The sequence below is a fragment of the Njordella calcicola genome (genome assembly GCF_056494125.1).
Window position 1 is genome coordinate 16995 of sequence record NZ_CM151396.1, and the last position, 16116, is coordinate 33110.

14 protein-coding genes are annotated in these 16116 nt (G+C 51.2%); 8 read left to right on the forward strand and 6 right to left on the reverse strand.

Going from position 1 to position 16116, the window contains the following annotated elements; translation table 11 throughout:
* Nucleotides 1-46: 46 nt before the first annotated feature.
* Nucleotides 47-1258 (forward strand): ISAzo13 family transposase, encoded by a 1212-nt coding sequence (locus tag SH302x_RS00065; protein ID WP_479369234.1) that lies wholly within the window; start codon nt 47-49, stop codon nt 1256-1258.
* A 480-nt stretch (nt 1259-1738) separates the two neighbouring features.
* Nucleotides 1739-2110, forward strand: coding sequence for a hypothetical protein (locus SH302x_RS00070; RefSeq protein ID WP_479366425.1), 372 nt, complete (start codon nt 1739-1741; stop codon nt 2108-2110).
* Between the two features lie 212 nt (nt 2111-2322).
* On the opposite strand, the gene cls is transcribed toward SH302x_RS00070, so the two are convergent.
* Nucleotides 2323-3780, reverse strand: coding sequence for a cardiolipin synthase (gene cls, locus SH302x_RS00075; protein ID WP_479366426.1), 1458 nt, complete (start codon nt 3778-3780; stop codon nt 2323-2325).
* Between the two features lie 313 nt (nt 3781-4093).
* Between cls and SH302x_RS00080 the strand changes: the two genes are divergently transcribed.
* Both SH302x_RS00080 and SH302x_RS00085 read left to right on the forward strand, forming a co-directional pair.
* Entirely contained in the window at nt 4094-5590 is a 1497-nt protein-coding gene (locus SH302x_RS00080; RefSeq protein ID WP_479366427.1) for an efflux RND transporter periplasmic adaptor subunit, read from the forward strand.
* A gap of 2 nt (nt 5591-5592) precedes the next feature.
* Nucleotides 5593-6900 (forward strand): ABC transporter permease, encoded by a 1308-nt coding sequence (locus SH302x_RS00085; protein WP_479366429.1) that lies wholly within the window; start codon nt 5593-5595, stop codon nt 6898-6900.
* 304 nt (nt 6901-7204) lie between these two features.
* On the opposite strand, the gene SH302x_RS00090 is transcribed toward SH302x_RS00085, so the two are convergent.
* On the reverse strand, nt 7205-7684 hold the full coding sequence (locus SH302x_RS00090) for a nucleoside deaminase (protein ID WP_479366430.1): 480 nt from the start codon (nt 7682-7684) through the stop codon (nt 7205-7207).
* Between the two features lie 291 nt (nt 7685-7975).
* Here SH302x_RS00090 and SH302x_RS00095 point away from each other — a divergent pair, with 291 nt between their 5' ends.
* Together SH302x_RS00095 and SH302x_RS00100 are read left to right on the forward strand one after the other, a co-directional pair.
* Entirely contained in the window at nt 7976-8689 is a 714-nt protein-coding gene (locus tag SH302x_RS00095) for a hypothetical protein (protein ID WP_479366432.1), read from the forward strand.
* Between the two features lie 99 nt (nt 8690-8788).
* Nucleotides 8789-9847, forward strand: coding sequence for a type II secretion system F family protein (locus SH302x_RS00100; protein ID WP_479366434.1), 1059 nt, complete (start codon nt 8789-8791; stop codon nt 9845-9847).
* Nucleotides 9848-9863: 16 nt separating this feature from the next.
* Here the strand turns inward: SH302x_RS00100 and SH302x_RS00105 are convergent, their stop codons facing one another.
* Nucleotides 9864-10718, reverse strand: a complete 855-nt coding sequence (locus SH302x_RS00105) for an SGNH/GDSL hydrolase family protein (RefSeq protein ID WP_479366435.1) — start codon at nt 10716-10718, stop codon at nt 9864-9866.
* Between the two features lie 317 nt (nt 10719-11035).
* Here SH302x_RS00105 and SH302x_RS00110 point away from each other — a divergent pair, with 317 nt between their 5' ends.
* On the forward strand, nt 11036-12109 hold the full coding sequence (locus SH302x_RS00110) for an NAD-dependent epimerase/dehydratase family protein (protein WP_479366437.1): 1074 nt from the start codon (nt 11036-11038) through the stop codon (nt 12107-12109).
* Between the two features lie 25 nt (nt 12110-12134).
* On the opposite strand, the gene SH302x_RS00115 is transcribed toward SH302x_RS00110, so the two are convergent.
* Complete coding sequence (locus SH302x_RS00115) at nt 12135-12728, reverse strand: DUF6036 family nucleotidyltransferase (RefSeq protein WP_479366438.1); 594 nt, start codon at nt 12726-12728, stop codon at nt 12135-12137.
* A 119-nt stretch (nt 12729-12847) separates the two neighbouring features.
* Here SH302x_RS00115 and SH302x_RS00120 point away from each other — a divergent pair, with 119 nt between their 5' ends.
* Complete coding sequence (locus tag SH302x_RS00120) at nt 12848-13633, forward strand: hypothetical protein (RefSeq protein WP_479366440.1); 786 nt, start codon at nt 12848-12850, stop codon at nt 13631-13633.
* A gap of 54 nt (nt 13634-13687) precedes the next feature.
* Here the strand turns inward: SH302x_RS00120 and SH302x_RS00125 are convergent, their stop codons facing one another.
* Both SH302x_RS00125 and SH302x_RS00130 read right to left on the reverse strand, forming a co-directional pair.
* Complete coding sequence (locus tag SH302x_RS00125; protein ID WP_479366441.1) at nt 13688-14749, reverse strand: DUF3237 domain-containing protein; 1062 nt, start codon at nt 14747-14749, stop codon at nt 13688-13690.
* Between the two features lie 65 nt (nt 14750-14814).
* On the reverse strand, nt 14815-16089 hold the full coding sequence (locus SH302x_RS00130) for a flavin-dependent oxidoreductase (protein ID WP_479366443.1): 1275 nt from the start codon (nt 16087-16089) through the stop codon (nt 14815-14817).
* Nucleotides 16090-16116: the final 27 nt, after the last annotated feature.

The window sequence follows — 16116 nt, forward strand, 5'->3', positions numbered from 1 at the left end:
GGATTAGGGTTGATTCCGATGATTAAAATTTGCGATGATTTCGGGTATGCCGGATGCACAAGTCATAACATGGATCGCACAGAAGTATACCGCAATTGAAGCGGATTTGGATGAACGCGCCCGTCGTCGATGGGCAGCCGCAGAAGCGCGATCCTTGGGTTGGGGAGGAATCTCTGCTGTTGCTGCGGCAACGGGGGTTTCGGAACGCACTATTCGTCGCGGCATTCTCGAACTCGATGATCCCAACGCAGCATCCTCCAACAGACAAAGACAACCGGGGGCCGGTCGTAAATCTCGGGAGGTTGAACAGCCGAAACTTAAAAAGGCTTTGGATCGACTCGTTTCATCCGGCACTCGCGGCGATCCGATGTCCCCTCTTCGGTGGACATGCAAAAGCACCAAGTCCCTTGCCGTTGAATTGCAGCGGCAAGGATTTCAGGTCAGCAGTGTGAAGGTAGGCCAACTGCTCAAGGCGGCTGGCTACAGCCTTCAGGCGAATCGTAAGACCATCGAAGGCAATCAACACCCAGATCGAAATGCGCAGTTTGAATTCATCTCAAAGCGAATAGTCCTACTTCAGAAGAAGCATCAGCCAACCATTTCGGTTGACACGAAAAAGAAAGAAGTCTTGGGAAACCTGAAAAACGCAGGGAAAACGTACCGACGCCGAAAAGATCCGATCAAAGTCGAGACGCACGACTTTCCCGATAAGGAATTGGGCAAGGCAGTCCCGTATGGCGTGTATGATATTGGGCGAAATGAAGCAGGCGTGACGATTGGTATTAGCAGCGATACAGCCGAGTTTGCCGTATCGGCAATCAGTAGATGGTGGAAACGGCTGGGTTCCAAAAGCTACCCGAAAGCCATGCGGGTACTAATCACAGCCGATAGTGGCGGGAGTAATAGCCCGCGCACACGACTTTGGCGAACCGAGTTACAAAAATTGGCCAATGCTACTGGGCTGATCATCGAAGTTTGCCACTATCCTCCCGGCACAAGCAAGTGGAACAAAATTGAACACAAACTGTTTTGCCACATAACCCGCAATTGGCAGGGAGTTCCTCTTGAAACTCTAGAGGTTGTTGTAAGCCTCATTGGCAACACACGTACGACCACCGGCCTAGAGGTGCATGCATGGATAGATGGAAAGACCTACGAGAAAGCTCGAAAGGTTACCGACGAGGAGCTCGCAGAAGTTATAATTCATCGGAATAAATTCCATGGAGAATGGAATTACGAAATACACCCGGCAAAATAAATAATTACGGACAGTAATTGTTTAGCAAGGCCTTAGTGGAACTTGTAAGCCAACTGACCAAGGACGCTTCTTCTTACTGCGATGTCGATCTCTGAGAATTCGCGCAGGCTGAAACTTGGCGGTACTCATGCTGCGAATAGGTTACTTCTTGACAAGGCCAGCAGTTCTACTGGTGAAGCACAAGCATATTAGACTTTCCACTGTTCAATAAACTTCCACAGTTTGAGCTTGCAAAAATGCTTTCTATCAGGCGGCTGAAGAAAGCTCTTCAAAAGATGTTTTATTACAGTCCGATTCACTCAATAAATGCCGTCGATTCGTGCTTCGCGTCGGCTATCACCCTCCTTTCCTGACGCTTCACTTCTACGCTTTGGCACAGATTTTGTTGAGGCATTATCTTCGATCTTAGCAGCAAGGCGGGTCAAGAAGTTTGCTTACTCGACCACTTGCATCCTCTCCGTTTTTTGAAGGAATGAACATATGCGTAAAGCGGCATTCATCGTTGCCATAGCATCCGGAATCTTTGCCAGTAGCTTTTTAGAAAACTCGGCTGACGCTGGCCACCGCCATCATAAACGCCGAGCCGCGAACAACGCTTGCTGCGGTTGCGGCGGTTATACAGCGAATACAGGTGTCTATAATCAGAACTACAACCGCAATTATGGTGCAGGCTACTACGGCAGCCCTGGTTATGGAAACACCGGCTATGGTTTCTCCAGCGGTGCTCGCGGCGGTCTCGGCTATCCAGGTGCCTACATGGGTCCCGGTGGCTTTGGACCTGGCGGATACGGCTATGGTCCTCGAAACAACGTCGGCGGTGCGGTCGGCATAGGCCTGGGCGGCTTCCGCTAATAGGACCTGCACCGACGACGTTAGAAAGTAAGAATATCTATCGTCAGATTCATCAAAATCTTCTGTAGCCAGGGGCTTGCAGTGTCACCATTGCAAGCTTGGCTGTGCATCGCGCACGCAATCTGACGGGGAAGCATATCTGCGCACTTGTCCATCTTGAGGCGGCCACCCGCTTGGTATTGACGATCAAGCGATCAAGCTTTGCGGCCGGCTCATAGGTAGGGCGAAGCAAGCCGAGCGACCCCATCTCTCAGCCGCAACCACATCGCACGTTGCTGCAGTTCGCTCAGACTGAATGGACGTGACCGCTCCATTTTTTCATGAGCAATCTCGCTTAACTGCAAGTTCAACTCATGGCCATAACATTCAACGTTAAACTCAAAATTTAATCTTAAGCTGCGCGCGTCCCAATTCGTAGAACCGATCAACGCCCACTCCCCGTCGACTTGGAACAGCTTTGTATGGTCGAAAGGGGGCGGAGTGGCGAAGACTTTGCAACCACGCTCAAGCAATTGAGGCAGTAATGCCAACGAAGCCCATTGCACTAAATGGATGTTGTTCACCTCTGGGATCAATATGCAGACGCTGACTCCTCGTAAAGCTGCGACATTCAAGGCCGATAAGATGGCTTCATCTGGTAAGAAATAGGGAGTGATGATCATGATCGACTTTTGAGCCATCCCGATCCCGCCAAGAATCGTCATCCTCAGTTTTTCGAAGTCTTCATCGGGGCCGTCGGCAATACCGCGGCACCAGGTATTCCCGGCCGGGACAGGCAATGGAAACCAATGATCGCCCGACAACACCTCGCTGGCCGCGAAACACCAGTCCATCGCAAAGACCTCCTGCAGATGGAGGGCAATGGGCCCTTCAAACTCAAAATGCAAATCTTGGACAGGATGCGGCGGGTTCCAATCCAAGCGGAAGTCCTGACGGATATTCATACCGCCGGTAAAGCCGACACGGCCATCGACTACCATCGATTTGCGGTGATTGCGAAGATTGCTGTAGAACGTCGATGACGGGCCTATGGTTGGTAAGAAGGCATGGCAATTGAGGCCCTCGCGGCGCATTAGGCTTATCGCGGATCGCCACGAGTACTTGGCCCCCACACCATCGATCAGCACTCTCACTTCTACGCCCCGAGCCTGGGCTCTTTTTAACGCATCGATAAACTCGCATCCAACTCGATCGGGAGCAAAGATGTAGGATTGGAGCGAGATGGAATACCGAGCTGCTTCGATGGCATTTAGCATTCTAGGAAATGCCACTTCACCGCCGATAAGTGGTACTACGTGGTTGCCAGGTAGCAGCGGTGCGCCGGTCAGTTCGCCAACCAGTTCATGCATTTGGCCAAAATGCGGAAACTGAAGTTTCGCGGCGTCGAGCAGTTCCTGCGATTGCTGCGGAACTCGCGGACGCATTCGACTGAGGACTTCCTCCAGTTCTTTCTGCAAGCGACTGCCCCGACGCAGCAACCGATTGACTCCGAATATCCAATAGAGCACTGAACCGGAAATAGGGGCCAGCCAAATCAAGGCCACCCAGCCAATTGCGGCTCGCGAGTCACGTTTGGTGAGGACGGCATGGGCGGAAACGCAAAGGGCTACTAGTCTTTCGATAGTTGCTAATGCAAGAGACCAGTATGTCATGCGGTCAGGGTCCATCATTATGTTCAAAGGCTACTTCGGACCATGGAAGGTGATCTGTTACCAACGGAACCAAGAAAATTTCGCGAAATGCAAAAAGTGCTTGGTCTGATAGGGATTTCTCGATTTTCCGATTAGAATATGTTGATTCGCCAGTTACATGCAATTGGGGGAACGGCAAATTAGCGATTCGTTGAGGCTCCCTGCCAAACCGATTAGTCTCAGAATCGTGTCCGTTCGAGAATTTGCGTCAGTTTAGACCATCCCGCAAGTTTACCTCATAGCAATCTGACGTTTCCCCGCCCACGTATTGCCTACCCACCTCCCCCCTCCAATGACATCTCTTATATCGTCTGAGCAATCTACCGCATTGCCTTGGCTGACTGTTCCCAGATTCGTCCTCGCGTTGCTCGTTGCGTTGTCGCTGAGTGCTGCTGGTTTTGTTTTGACAAAACGAGAGCAATCGTCGTTACCGACGGGGCTGCTCACATACGCAGTAAAGCCCTCCAAATTGCAGGTCAGCGTGACGGCTGATGGGACGCTGGAAAGCTCCGATAACATTGAAATCAAGTGTAATGTGAAAGGAGGTAGTACGGTGCTGTGGGTGATCGAAACTGGCACCCAAGTTAAGTCGGGAGATATTTTGGTCGAGTTGGATCGCTCGAACATCGAAGACAAAGTGCTGCAGCAAAAGATTGCTTACGAAGTCGCGGTGGCTTCCAAGCTGATCGCCGAAAGCAACGTTGCGGTGGCGCGCACGAGCATCGAAGAATACTTGGAAGGTACATTCAAAGAGCAGCGCGAGACGATCGAAAAAGAGATCTTTGACGCCGAACAAGCAGTTAAGTCGGCAGAACTATCGTACCAGTCAGCCACGCGACTAGCGGCCAAGGGGACCTTCAAAAGTATCCAACTGGATGGCGAGCAATTTTCGCTTGACTCAGCCAGAAAAAATCTACAACTAGCGAAAACAAAATTGCGAGCGCTGGAACTGTACACAAAGCAAAAGACCCTTCAAGAGCTCGAAAGTACGCTGAAAGCAAACGAAGCACAGTTGGCTGCCGATGAAGCTTCTTTGGAGCTTGAGACGCAAAGGCTAGAGCGTGTGAAGACTCAGCTCGATAATTGTACGATTCGATCGACGGGGCAAGGGCTTGTGATCTTTCCTTCAGCAGCGGCCTGGAAAGATACGCCAGATATTGAAGAAGGTGCGGTCGTTCGCGAACAACAAACGCTATTGATGATTCCTGACCTGAGCAAGATGCAAGTTAAAGTGGGAATTCATGAGTCCAAAGTGGAGCGATTGAAAGTCGGCATGCCAGCCAAAATTCAAGTGCAAGGTACTGTGTTGCAAGGGGAAGTCCAATCCATTGCAGAAGTGACCAAGCCAGCCGGCTGGTGGACCGGCAACATGGTCAAGTACGACACGATTATAAAGCTCAACCAATATCCAGGTTTGAAGCCTGGGATGAGCGCTATTGCCGAAATTGTGCTGGCAGAATATCGCGACGTACTTACCGTCCCTGTGGCGAGCATTGTCGAAGCAAATCGGCGATCTTATTGCTGGGTGCTTGAGAAAGACCGCGTCACACGCAGATTAGTTGAACCAGGCGACACGAACGAAGAGTTTACGATTATCAAAGCGGGAATCGTGGCAGGAGATTTGGTCGTCCTAAACCCCTTGGGGCAAATCGAAGAAGCTCAGCGCATGGTTGCTTCGAACTCAGTCGATTCAAATAAAGACGGCGAGTATGAAACAGAACCGGTGAAGAAGATAGAACTTGTCGATTCCGAAAGGCTAACTTCCAACAGAGATATGGATACCAAGTAATCGTGCAGGCGATCATCCAGACACTCAAGCTGGGCGTGAAGAGCCTCATGCTTCAAAAGATGCGATCCGCGCTGGCCGCGCTTGGGATCTTTATTGGTACGACAACCGTCATTTGGTTGGTCGCAATGGGCGAAGGCGTTAGCTACCAAGCTCAACAGCAAATTATGGAGTTGGGGGCAACGAACATTATACTTCGCAGCATTGAGCCTTCTTCCGAGGATTCCAATGAGCGAGTCAACGCATATGGACTATCAAGAGCCGATTTCCAACGCATTTTATCGAACGTACCAACGATTGAACGCGCCGTTCCTATCCGAGAATTGAAGCGGCAGTTGATGGTTGGTGGACGGAGTACCGATGCGATTTTGATCGGTTGCGCAAGCGAACACAAAGATCTTAATCGGCTTGAGATGCTGCGTGGGAGATGGTTTACGCAGCAGGATACAAACGAAAATGTCATCGTTTTGGCCGACGGTACGGCACGACGATTGTTTCCTTCGGAGAATCCAATTGGAAAGCAAGTGCGTGTCGAAAGCGACGTCTATACAGTCATCGGACAGACGCGCCAAAGAGATGCGTCGGCAGCCATCGGTGGCAGCTTGGATGCTCGCGAATACTCCATGGACGCCTACATTCCCCTAACCACGTTTCGAACCCGCGTGGGTGACTTGATTATGATTCGCACAGGAGAAGGCTTTAACTTCAAAGGTGAAATTGTCGAGCTGACGCAAATCACCTTGACCGTGCGTGACGTGGCAGATGTTGACGCAACAGCCTCGGTTGTTCGAACTCTACTAGAGAAATTTCACAAGAAAGAAGACTTCGCGATCATTGTTCCCAAAGAACTGTTACGACAGGCGGAGCGGACGAAAGCGATGTTCAATTCTCTGTTGGTCATTATTGCCGGCATCTCGTTGTTCGTCGGGGGAATTGGCATTATGAACATCATGCTGGCAACCGTCACGGAGCGAACTCGCGAAATAGGCATTCGTAGGGCATTAGGAGCCAAGCGGCGCGACATCATTGGTCAGTTTTTGGCGGAAACTTTGGTCCTCACCGGTGGTGGAGGATTGTTAGGTGTTGGCTGTGGCTTGTTATGCGGCCCCATCTTCTCTGTGTTTCGAAGTTCGGTTACTTATGCGTGGCCTGATCTATTGCCGCCCATCGTCCAGACACTCGAGCCACGAGTCGCACTTTGGTCCATCGGGTTATCGGTCTTCATTTCGATTGGTGTCGGGCTTTTATTCGGCTTATATCCTGCTCGACGCGCTGCCATGATGAACCCAATCGAGGCCCTTAGGCACGAATGATTGCAAGCGTAGCTGATAAAGATAGTCCAAGGAATAGAAGGGAGACGCCGTTCAACCGCGTTGGGCATCGCCCCGCGTTGGTTCTGTTTTGTGTTATGGAAGCGATTCGATGGGCACGCGGGTATACAGAGACGCGCTTATTGCCGGAACTGCGCAAAGCCAATCGGCAACGAACTGGCGTGTTTGCTAACGATAGCGACTTCAAGCAACCCTTTTCCGGCGCGAACATGGCTTTCCTTGTTACCGGCCTACCCACTGGGGTGAAGTAGAACGCGTATGTCTGTCGGCTGACGGTTAAACGAAGCTAATACTCGATCTTATCCGTTTTCGCAGCCCACATTTCGAACGCAGCCAGCGCTTCGTCTCGCAACAAGAGTTTCGTTGGAATGCTACGCTGGTTGATGGGTTTCGCAATCTCTTCATAGATAAAATGATCATCAAACCCAATAGCAGCGGCGTCTGCGTGGGTGCAGCCGTAAAAGACTTTGGCTGGCCGAGCCCAATAGATCGCGCCTAGGCACATGGGGCACGGTTCGCAAGACGTGTAGATGGTGCAGTCGGTTAACTGGAACGTGTTCAGCTTTTTGCAAGCGTTACGTATGGCGGTAATTTCTGCATGGCCGGTGGGATCGTTGCTGCTGGTGACGCAGTTCCAGCCTTCGCCAACGATTTGGCCGTCTTTTACCACTACAGCGCCGAACGGACCACCTTGATTGGCACCGACGCCGCGTTTGGCTAATTCAATAGCATGTCGCATGAATTCTTCATCAAGACTACTCAACATAGTTGCCATTCATGGTTAAAGATCACTTCACTGGGTGACAGGCCAGCTTGTTCTACTTCCGCATGCTAGCCAAAACAATTGCGCCTCTGCAACGTATGGTAAGAGGCCAGAGCGAGTAAGCCAACGGAAAACCACTTTGAAAATGCAGTTTTCGGCGCAAATTTGGATTGAGGATTTTGTCAATCGAGCAATTTTTCGACTCGCTTCGGAGTTGTGGAATTGCTACGTTAGAACCGTCCGCTGGGCCGCGACCAAAATCCCGTTCTCACCAACCTACCAAGGGTCACTATCTTGAAGTCGATTGAGAGTTTGCCGAAGGATTCGTCGTCGGGTCGTTCTTTTGTCCGGCGGTGGTTGCGTCGGCTTTCAATCCTGGGTCTGATGAGCTTGTGTTTGGCCGTTTCACTATTCTTGTATGCGCGAGGTCGAGTGACCGCCTTTACCTCCGACGCGCCGCGGGCTTTACCCAAGGTCTATGTGTCCCAGGATCGTATGGCTGCTTTAGAAAAGCGGCTTGGGAAAATCACAGGTCGAGTGGAAACGGGCGCTTCGGTTCAGAGCGAATTCCTGGTAACTCCAGAAGAGATCAATGCGTTGATCCACAAGGATACGAAACTGCGCGACAAGATCTTCATCAAGATCGTCGACGGTGCGTTGAAGGCGGATGTGAGTTTTCCTGCGGATGTTCTGCCCGGTGGAGCAGGGCGTTATTTCAACGCGGAAGTGACTCTGAGCGCGGCGGTGGCCAGTGGTCGACTGCAATTGTTTGTGACCGATGCGATTGTGGATGGTCAAGCGGTTCCTGAAATGTGGATGAAGCTGGTGCGTGATCGAAATTTTGCCACGCCGCTCTACAACGATTCGGAAATCTCTCAAATTCTCGCTAACGTAGACGGAGTTGCAGTAGAAGGCGAGGGCGTCCGTTTCCAATTGCGAGGTAGCGCCAACGATAAACAGATCGCCCTGCAAGCGCGGCGGGCCGATCCCCGACTGCAAATCCACTAGCGGCTTGTACCACGGGAGACCAAGTCCGGTTATGATGAGAGGCATTGGCTGGGCGTTTGACCGTGCCAACTTGTCCTGGATTCTGTTGGAGTTTTTCCGATGTCCGCTGCGCTCAATATGTTTGCCCCCAAGATTTCGCTACGATCGGCTGAACAGTTTTGTAGCCGTTTTGCGACCGCATTGAAAGCTGGTATCGACCCACTGAAGCTTCTGGATTCCGAAGCCAGGATGGCCTCGCGGCGACATCAAGAGGCTGCCGCAGCGGTGCGCGAGCGTTTGATTGCAGGCGACACGTTGGCCGAAGCGATGCAGTATCGTTCCGACTACTTCCCACGCTTGCTAACTCAAATGGTAGAAGCCGGCGAGCAAGCGGGCGGATTGGATCGTACGTTCGCTTATATGAGCCGCTATTACCGCGACCTGCGCGAGACTCGCGGCAGCTTCATCAAGCAGATTACTTGGCCAGCGATTCAGTGCTTGATTGCGGTCATGGTGATCAGTCTCATGATCTGGTTGATGGGGATACTGTTTCCTGACAACAGTACTTGGGATCCGTTAGGCTTCGGATTAAAGGGCGTCTCTGGTGTTTTGACTTTTTGGGGATACTTGGCGATTGTTGCTTTGGTGATTGGCGTTGTGGTGCGAGCGGTTTGGAAGAACTGGTTTGGACTTCATAAAGTATTGATGCCGATCGCCGTCAACATACCAATCATCGGTCCAGTCTTGAAGTATCTTGCTTTATCGCGGTTGACGACCGTGCTTTCTTTGCTGCTCAATGCTGGGGTCGATGCGGTCCGCGCGGTCCAGATGGCATTCACTAGTACGGGCAATGATTACTATATCAGTCATTCGTCCTTGGCGATTGATCATGTTAAGAAGAATCAATCGTTAGCGGAAAGTTTTGCGGCGTCGCGGGTTATGCCACGTGACTTTATCGACGCATTGGATGTGGGCGAGTTGAGTGGCAGCGAGACCGAGTCGCTTGACGCGCTGGCTCGTGAGTACGATCAGCGAGCGAAATCTGCGCTGACGGCATTAAGCGTTGCGGCATCGGTAACGATCTGGGCATTCATTGCGGGCGTGATCATTTTCTTGATCATTCGCATGTTCATGTACTATGTGAACTACTTGCAGAACATTGCTAACGGAAATTTCTGAACTGCTCGTGGTGGATCTATTGGAAAGCTCGCCCGATGAGTTGCCAGACCAAGGTCGCCATACGTTCGTGCCCTGCTTGAGATAGGTGCACAATGTCCAGGCTGGCGTCTTTGCCGGCTAGCACCCAGAGAAAGGATCGCTTGGGAATCAAGGCGACGCCATGTTTGGCTGCGATCTGGCGCTGGATGCGACCATACTCATGTCCAAACGGTGGCAGCGGCAATTCAAACATGATCACTTGGCGATCGTCTTGAGCCAATCGTTCCAAAAGCAAGTCTAGATTCTTCTCAAAAGTTCGATGGGGTGTTTCGCCCAGGATATCGTTGCCTCCAATCTCAACGATTGCGATCGGAGCGTTGGTCGTTTGGTTTGCAAAGATCGCCACCGCGTTGGCGGTGATCGCACCCGCGCGAGACAAATCGGTTATCGCGACCTGATGCTGCCGAGCCAAGATGTTGGGCCAAGTCTCTGTGGTCTCTTGGCTGCCAATGCCAGCGGTAACCGAGTCGCCGATGATGATGACTTCTCGCGATGCCATTGGCTGGATTCTGGGTGGGAACTGATAAGGCAAATCGAGCAAGCCAGCGAGCGACCAGAGAGTTAATGCGCCATAAACCAGCCCGCCGGAAAATGCTTTCCGTCCCCATTCGAAAAGGATGGCGAAGGACAGCAAGCTGGCAACGCCGTAAATCCAGTAGGGAATCGGCGTGGCAGAAAAAGCTACAGCGATCAGGCCCACGGCAAAAGCGAACTTGCCCAAACGAAGCAAAATGGAGCTAGTTGTCAGTGCAGAACAAGCGGCCAGCATTAGCAAGAAAACGCCAGCGAAAAAAGCATGACCGGCTAGAACGTGATAGACGACCCAGTTCATAAACGATTTAAGCGAGCGATGAGAAGGCCACGGAACTGAGCATACAATTTTCGTGAGAAGTATCCATCATTCTAGTCAAACCGCAGGCCGACTGTTACGATCGACTTCAGAATTGCACTTTCGGGACAAGCCATCGCTAGGAAAACGACAGTTGTCCGCAATTTTTCACCGGTGGAATCCGCAAAATCGCTACAGTCGCTGATCGAAGGGAGGGTTTGTGCAGATCCGAAAAGCGATCATCATTGGCGAGAAACAAGTTTCGATTAAATTGATGCATAGAAGTTCAAGACAGTTTTCCTCTATGCTTATCGATTCCAATGCGAGTTCTTGTCACCGGTTCTAGTGGTCTCATCGGTTCTGCCGCTGTTCGTTACTACGACGCACAAGGCGTAGACGTTGTTGGGATCGATAATGATATGCGTAAGACCTTTTTCGGTCCGCAGGGCAGCACGCGCTGGAATCTCGAGCGATTGTTGGCCGATACCAAACATTTCACGCATCAAGAGATCGACATTCGCAATCGAACTCAAATCGACGATTTGTTTTCCAAGAGCAAGTTCGATCGCATTATTCACTGTGCTGCTCAGCCTTCGCACGATAAGGCTAAAGATATTCCGCTATTGGACTTTGACGTCAACGCGGGCGGGACGATGAACCTGCTGGAAGCAACGCGGCAATACAGCCCGGACGCAGTCTTTTGCCATATGAGTACTAACAAAGTGTACGGTGATGCACCTAACGAAGTACCGCTGGTCGAACTGGATACGCGGTGGGAATATGCCCGCATTGAGGATTATCATGGCATTGACGAGAACTGCCGCATTGATCAAACCACGCATTCACTGTTCGGAGCATCGAAGACGGCGGCCGACGTAATCGCTCAAGAGTATGGGCGATATTTTGGAATGAAAGTCGGCGTGTTCCGCGGCGGTTGTTTGACCGGTGCCAGCCACAGCGGTGTCGAGTTGCATGGCTTTTTATCGTACCTAGTACACGTGGCTGTTTACGAAAAGCCTTACACCATCTTTGGATATAAGGGCAAGCAAGTTCGCGACCAGATTGAGAACAACGATGTGATCGCTGCGTTCGAAGCTTTTGCAGCGAACCCACGTCCCGGTGAAGTTTATAACATTGGTGGCGGTCGAGCGAATTCTGCTTCGGTCCTTGAGTGCATTGACTTGATTGAGAAGCTAAGTCCCTATCGCGTGAATTACACATTGTCAGATCAAAATCGCGTTGGCGATCACATCTGTTACATCAGCGATCTACGCAAACTGCAATCGCACTTTCCAGAGTGGAAGATTTCAATGCCGCTGGAGGATATCTTGCAAGCGATGATCGATATGGAAGTCTGGAAGAAGAAGCAGAGCGCTACCCAAAGCGTGTCATAGCCAGATTGCTGAAAGCGGCCTGACATCAGCCGTCGGGATCTTCAAGTAAATTCTGCAACCGCTCGCGCAGTTCGGGCGAGAATCTAGCGAGCCATGTTGCGTCAATCAATCCAATGGAAATCATGTCGCGAATGTGAACACGATCCTTGTCTCGATAAGACGTTAGCTTCATGGTGATGAGCTTCTCAAGGGGCAGAGTGCGAGCCTCGTCCATCAATTCATACTGATCGATCGTGGGGACTGGTTCGGAATATTCTTCGCGGACCTTCTTGCCAGCGAACACGACGTGAACCGCATCGCGAGCTTTCGCCTCAGGGCCGTCTAGGAACATCGACACGCCTGCAGCACGTCGGAAAATGAAGCCGAGGTCTTTTAGAACGTCGATCGCACGGTCCAAATCGGACTCATTTAGAATAATATCGACATCCTGAGTGTTTCTGACGACCGACTCGTCGACTTGTGCCACCCAATGCTGCACGGCATTACCGCCAATCACTGCGTACGGTATGTCGGCCGCATTGAGAGCACGCGTGACGCGGCGCAAACGGTCCTTGACTTTTTCCACAGCTCTTTCAATCCTGTCCCAGAGTTCATCACCGGAATACTTCACTTTGATCATTTCGTAGCTCCTGTCGTCAATTGTACCATTCGTAGATTTACGAGGCGACACAACATTTGCTTCTTTCGGGTGTTAAAATTTAGTTCTGTCCATTCGGAAATTTCACCCTGGAGTAAATCATGAGAGTGTTAGTGGCTGGGTTTATTGTTCTGAGCTTGTTCGCAACTGTATCGGCTCAGGAGGCAAATGAAGGAAAAGCAGATGAAGTGGCTGCCGCTACTTCGACAACCGCGGATTCCTCGGGAAAGTGGGTTTGGACGCAGGATATGCGGGGCAATGAAGTTCAGTTTGAATTGGTCTTGGCAAAAAAAGGCAGCGTACTGACAGGAACTTTTCAATCGATATTCCCGAACCCGCCCGCTGAATTCCCGGCTGAAATGGCTAAGCCGATCGAGATTGAAGACGGCAAAATCGAAGGTGACAAGTTGACCTTCCAAGTCGTCCGGGATTTCAACGGAAACGAATTTGTAAGTCACTTTGAAGGCATGTTAAAAGGCGATCAAATCGTAGGCGTTCGCAAAGTGAACTTTGGCGGTCAAGATCGCGAGTCGGAATGGGTTGCCAAGCGCACAGGATTGGTCGCAAAAGACGTCGTGGGCGATTGGCTGCTTAAGATCGATACGCCAAACGGTGAAATCGAAGAGCGTCTAAGCATTGAGGAAAAGGACGGCCAACTGCAAGGTGTTTTTCACAGCAGTTTCTTCGGCGACAGCCCGCTGAAGAATGTCAAATTGGATGGCGATAAACTTTTATTTGGTGTCGAGTTTTCTAATAACGAATTCTCGATGGATATCGCTTACACAACCGTCCCTAAAGGCGATTCGATTACGGGCAAGGCTAGCTTCGAAGTCAATGGGCAAGATATGAACATTGATGTCCAGGGCAAGAAAGTCGAAGCCAAGTAAGGCTTGCCGCAGGTCAGCGAATCAACCGGACCGTGTGAACGGTCTGGTGTTCGGTTAGCGGCTTTCATAAAAGGTAAGTTTGACGCCCCCGCTGCCCATGCCGGGGTTGGAGCTTAGAAATCGCCCGGTATTCAGCCAAGCGTATTTGCCGTCAACTTTGGCCTCGAAGGTCGGTACCAATTTTCCAAAGGCACCTGCGTTTCGAACCAAGATCACTTCTCCATCTTCTGCTTGCCATAAATATCGGGCATCAATCACAGCGGGTGGAGATAGTTGTTGATAGTCCGCTCCTCCAAACAAGACCTTGCCATTAATCTTGCCGTGAAGCTCTCCGCCTGTGATAGGAATCGTATTTCGCATGCCGGACTTCGATCTTCCAACCATTTGGCTAGGCCCCAAAGTTACGTTTTCGGTGATCACCTCTTCACCGAAGACTTCATGGCTATCCGCGACGCGGTAGTCCCAGCTTTGGCTAGGGATATCATGCGGCTTTTCGATCTGTAACGAGGCGGTTGTTGCAAGCTCTTTGTCTGGTGACGGAGCTTGGTAAACTTTCAATCGAAGCACGCTTGCGGAATTATCGATCTCTCGGCGTCCAAGAAAGGTGCCATCGTGAAGCCAGATGTGCTCACTATCGTTGGGGGCTTCGAAGTGAAATACAACTCGTATGTCTTGGCTGGAGGGACCTACACCGGCGGTTCGCAAGAAGATGTTGTTCCCATCTTGAGTTCGAAGGTTCCATAATTGCTCTATTTCGACCACGCCGTTTGCAAGGTCAAGCTGCAAATCAAGCCCTCCGCGAATGACCGTTCCGCTGATCTTATTGCCAGTGAAATCTCCTGCATCCGTAACGATGACCTTGCGGTGGCCGAACTGTGTTTGACCGAGGTCATACATGTCAAGAGTTTTTATTTCGAACTGCATAACCAGCTCGCCAACCTCTGGCTGACGAATCCCTTCTGGCAAGCCACAGTTCCAGGAGGCGTGAGGGACAACAACCGTGGCGTGATTCGATGCTGTTTGTGGCTCTTGCGATCGCAAGGGCGAGTTAGCCGCAGCGCAGCCGATGAGAACATAGCTAGCCGCGAGCAGTCGGAATGATTTGAGTGATGGCATCGTGGTGTTTCTGAGAAACGAAAGTGTTCGATAGGAATAAGTTCGGAAAGTGATTTCGTGAGTCGCTACGCCAGTAATTGGGTCAGCGACGGTCGGTTATTTAAATCTTGAATTGCGAAGCCAGCAAGTCGCTTGTAATGGTCCGCAATATCCTGCAGCTCTTGCTGAGTGACGACTTCATCGAGCGTATGGAAACCGTTTGGAGCTCGGTCTTCAACCAACTGCATCACCGATTCAGGGCCGTTTTGGCGATTGGCCAGCACAATCTTTGCGGTCGCTGGCAACCGTATACTTTCATATTGCAGTAGGCCTTGTCGTAAATCATTTCGGTGTCGACTCAAGCAGCCAGTTAGCACTCTCGCGTCCAAAATCGCTTGCGAAGCGCCATTGGAACCAATGGGATACATCGGATGAGCCGCATCTCCCAAAAGAGTCATGGCTCCAAAGGTCCACCGGTCAAGCGGATCGCGATCGATCATAGGATAAGTCCATATCGCGCTAGCTGATCGGATCATGGCTGGAGCGTCCAGCCATTCGAATTGAAAGGACTCGAATGCAGGCAAGAAGTCATCTAAGTTGCCTTGGCGGTTCCAATCTTCGCGGACCGTTAACTCCGTTTCATCAAAGCGAAGTTCAGCAATGAAGTTGGTCAACTGTCGTCCCGTGAGTGGATCGATCGGTTGGATGGGATAGGCTACAAATTTGGTGGATTCATGCCCAGCCATAATCATGGTAGCTCCATCTAGCATCGGCTCGCACTCGGCAACGCCTCGCCACATCACGGCCCCATTCCATCGCGGCAGACCTTCGCTGGGGTAAAGTTTTTTTCTCGCTACCGAATGGATTCCATCGCATGCCACAAGCACGCTGCCATCGATCTCTGTGAACGTTGAAGGGTCTGAACGCGATTGGAAGCTGGCGCGAACTCCGTTGTCCAAATCATGAAAGTCGACCAACTGCATTCCCAAATGCAATCGATCACTACCGACGCGCTGGAGAAATGCATCCAACAAGATTTGTTGTAATGCGCCGCGGTGGAGCGAGATTTGCGGCCACTTGTATCCCGCAGCCAAGCCGCGAGGTTCGGACCAGATTCTCTCGCCGCGTTTGGTGAAGTAAGCGAGTTGGCGGCAAGCGACTCCGGCCACGTTCAGCTTGTCTTTCAACCCCAACTCGTCCAGCTCTCGAAAGGCATGCGGCAGCAAATTAATGCCGACTCCCAAGGGCAATATCTGTGGCACGGCTTCCAGTACTTGGACGGAAAATCCGGCCTCATGCAGGCTGAGCGCTGTCGTGAGTCCACCCATTCCTGCGCCAACAATCAACACATCGTCATTCATCGACAGCTCGCTAGTTTAGAACCATAC

Bases quoted from the DNA above. Each gene is read 5' to 3' on its own strand.
- cls (WP_479366426.1), bottom strand. From the start codon at position 3,780: ATGATGGACCCTGACCGCATGACATACTGGTCTCTTGCATTAGCAACT.
- SH302x_RS00065 (WP_479369234.1), top strand. From the start codon at position 47: ATGCCGGATGCACAAGTCATAACATGGATCGCACAGAAGTATACCGCA.
- SH302x_RS00120 (WP_479366440.1), top strand. From the start codon at position 12,848: ATGAGAGTGTTAGTGGCTGGGTTTATTGTTCTGAGCTTGTTCGCAACT.
- SH302x_RS00110 (WP_479366437.1), top strand. From the start codon at position 11,036: ATGCGAGTTCTTGTCACCGGTTCTAGTGGTCTCATCGGTTCTGCCGCT.
- SH302x_RS00130 (WP_479366443.1), bottom strand. From the start codon at position 16,089: ATGAATGACGATGTGTTGATTGTTGGCGCAGGAATGGGTGGACTCACG.
- SH302x_RS00080 (WP_479366427.1), top strand. From the start codon at position 4,094: ATGACATCTCTTATATCGTCTGAGCAATCTACCGCATTGCCTTGGCTG.
- SH302x_RS00070 (WP_479366425.1), top strand. From the start codon at position 1,739: ATGCGTAAAGCGGCATTCATCGTTGCCATAGCATCCGGAATCTTTGCC.
- SH302x_RS00125 (WP_479366441.1), bottom strand. From the start codon at position 14,749: ATGCCATCACTCAAATCATTCCGACTGCTCGCGGCTAGCTATGTTCTC.
- SH302x_RS00115 (WP_479366438.1), bottom strand. From the start codon at position 12,728: ATGATCAAAGTGAAGTATTCCGGTGATGAACTCTGGGACAGGATTGAA.
- SH302x_RS00100 (WP_479366434.1), top strand. From the start codon at position 8,789: ATGTCCGCTGCGCTCAATATGTTTGCCCCCAAGATTTCGCTACGATCG.
- SH302x_RS00090 (WP_479366430.1), bottom strand. From the start codon at position 7,684: ATGTTGAGTAGTCTTGATGAAGAATTCATGCGACATGCTATTGAATTA.
- SH302x_RS00105 (WP_479366435.1), bottom strand. From the start codon at position 10,718: ATGAACTGGGTCGTCTATCACGTTCTAGCCGGTCATGCTTTTTTCGCT.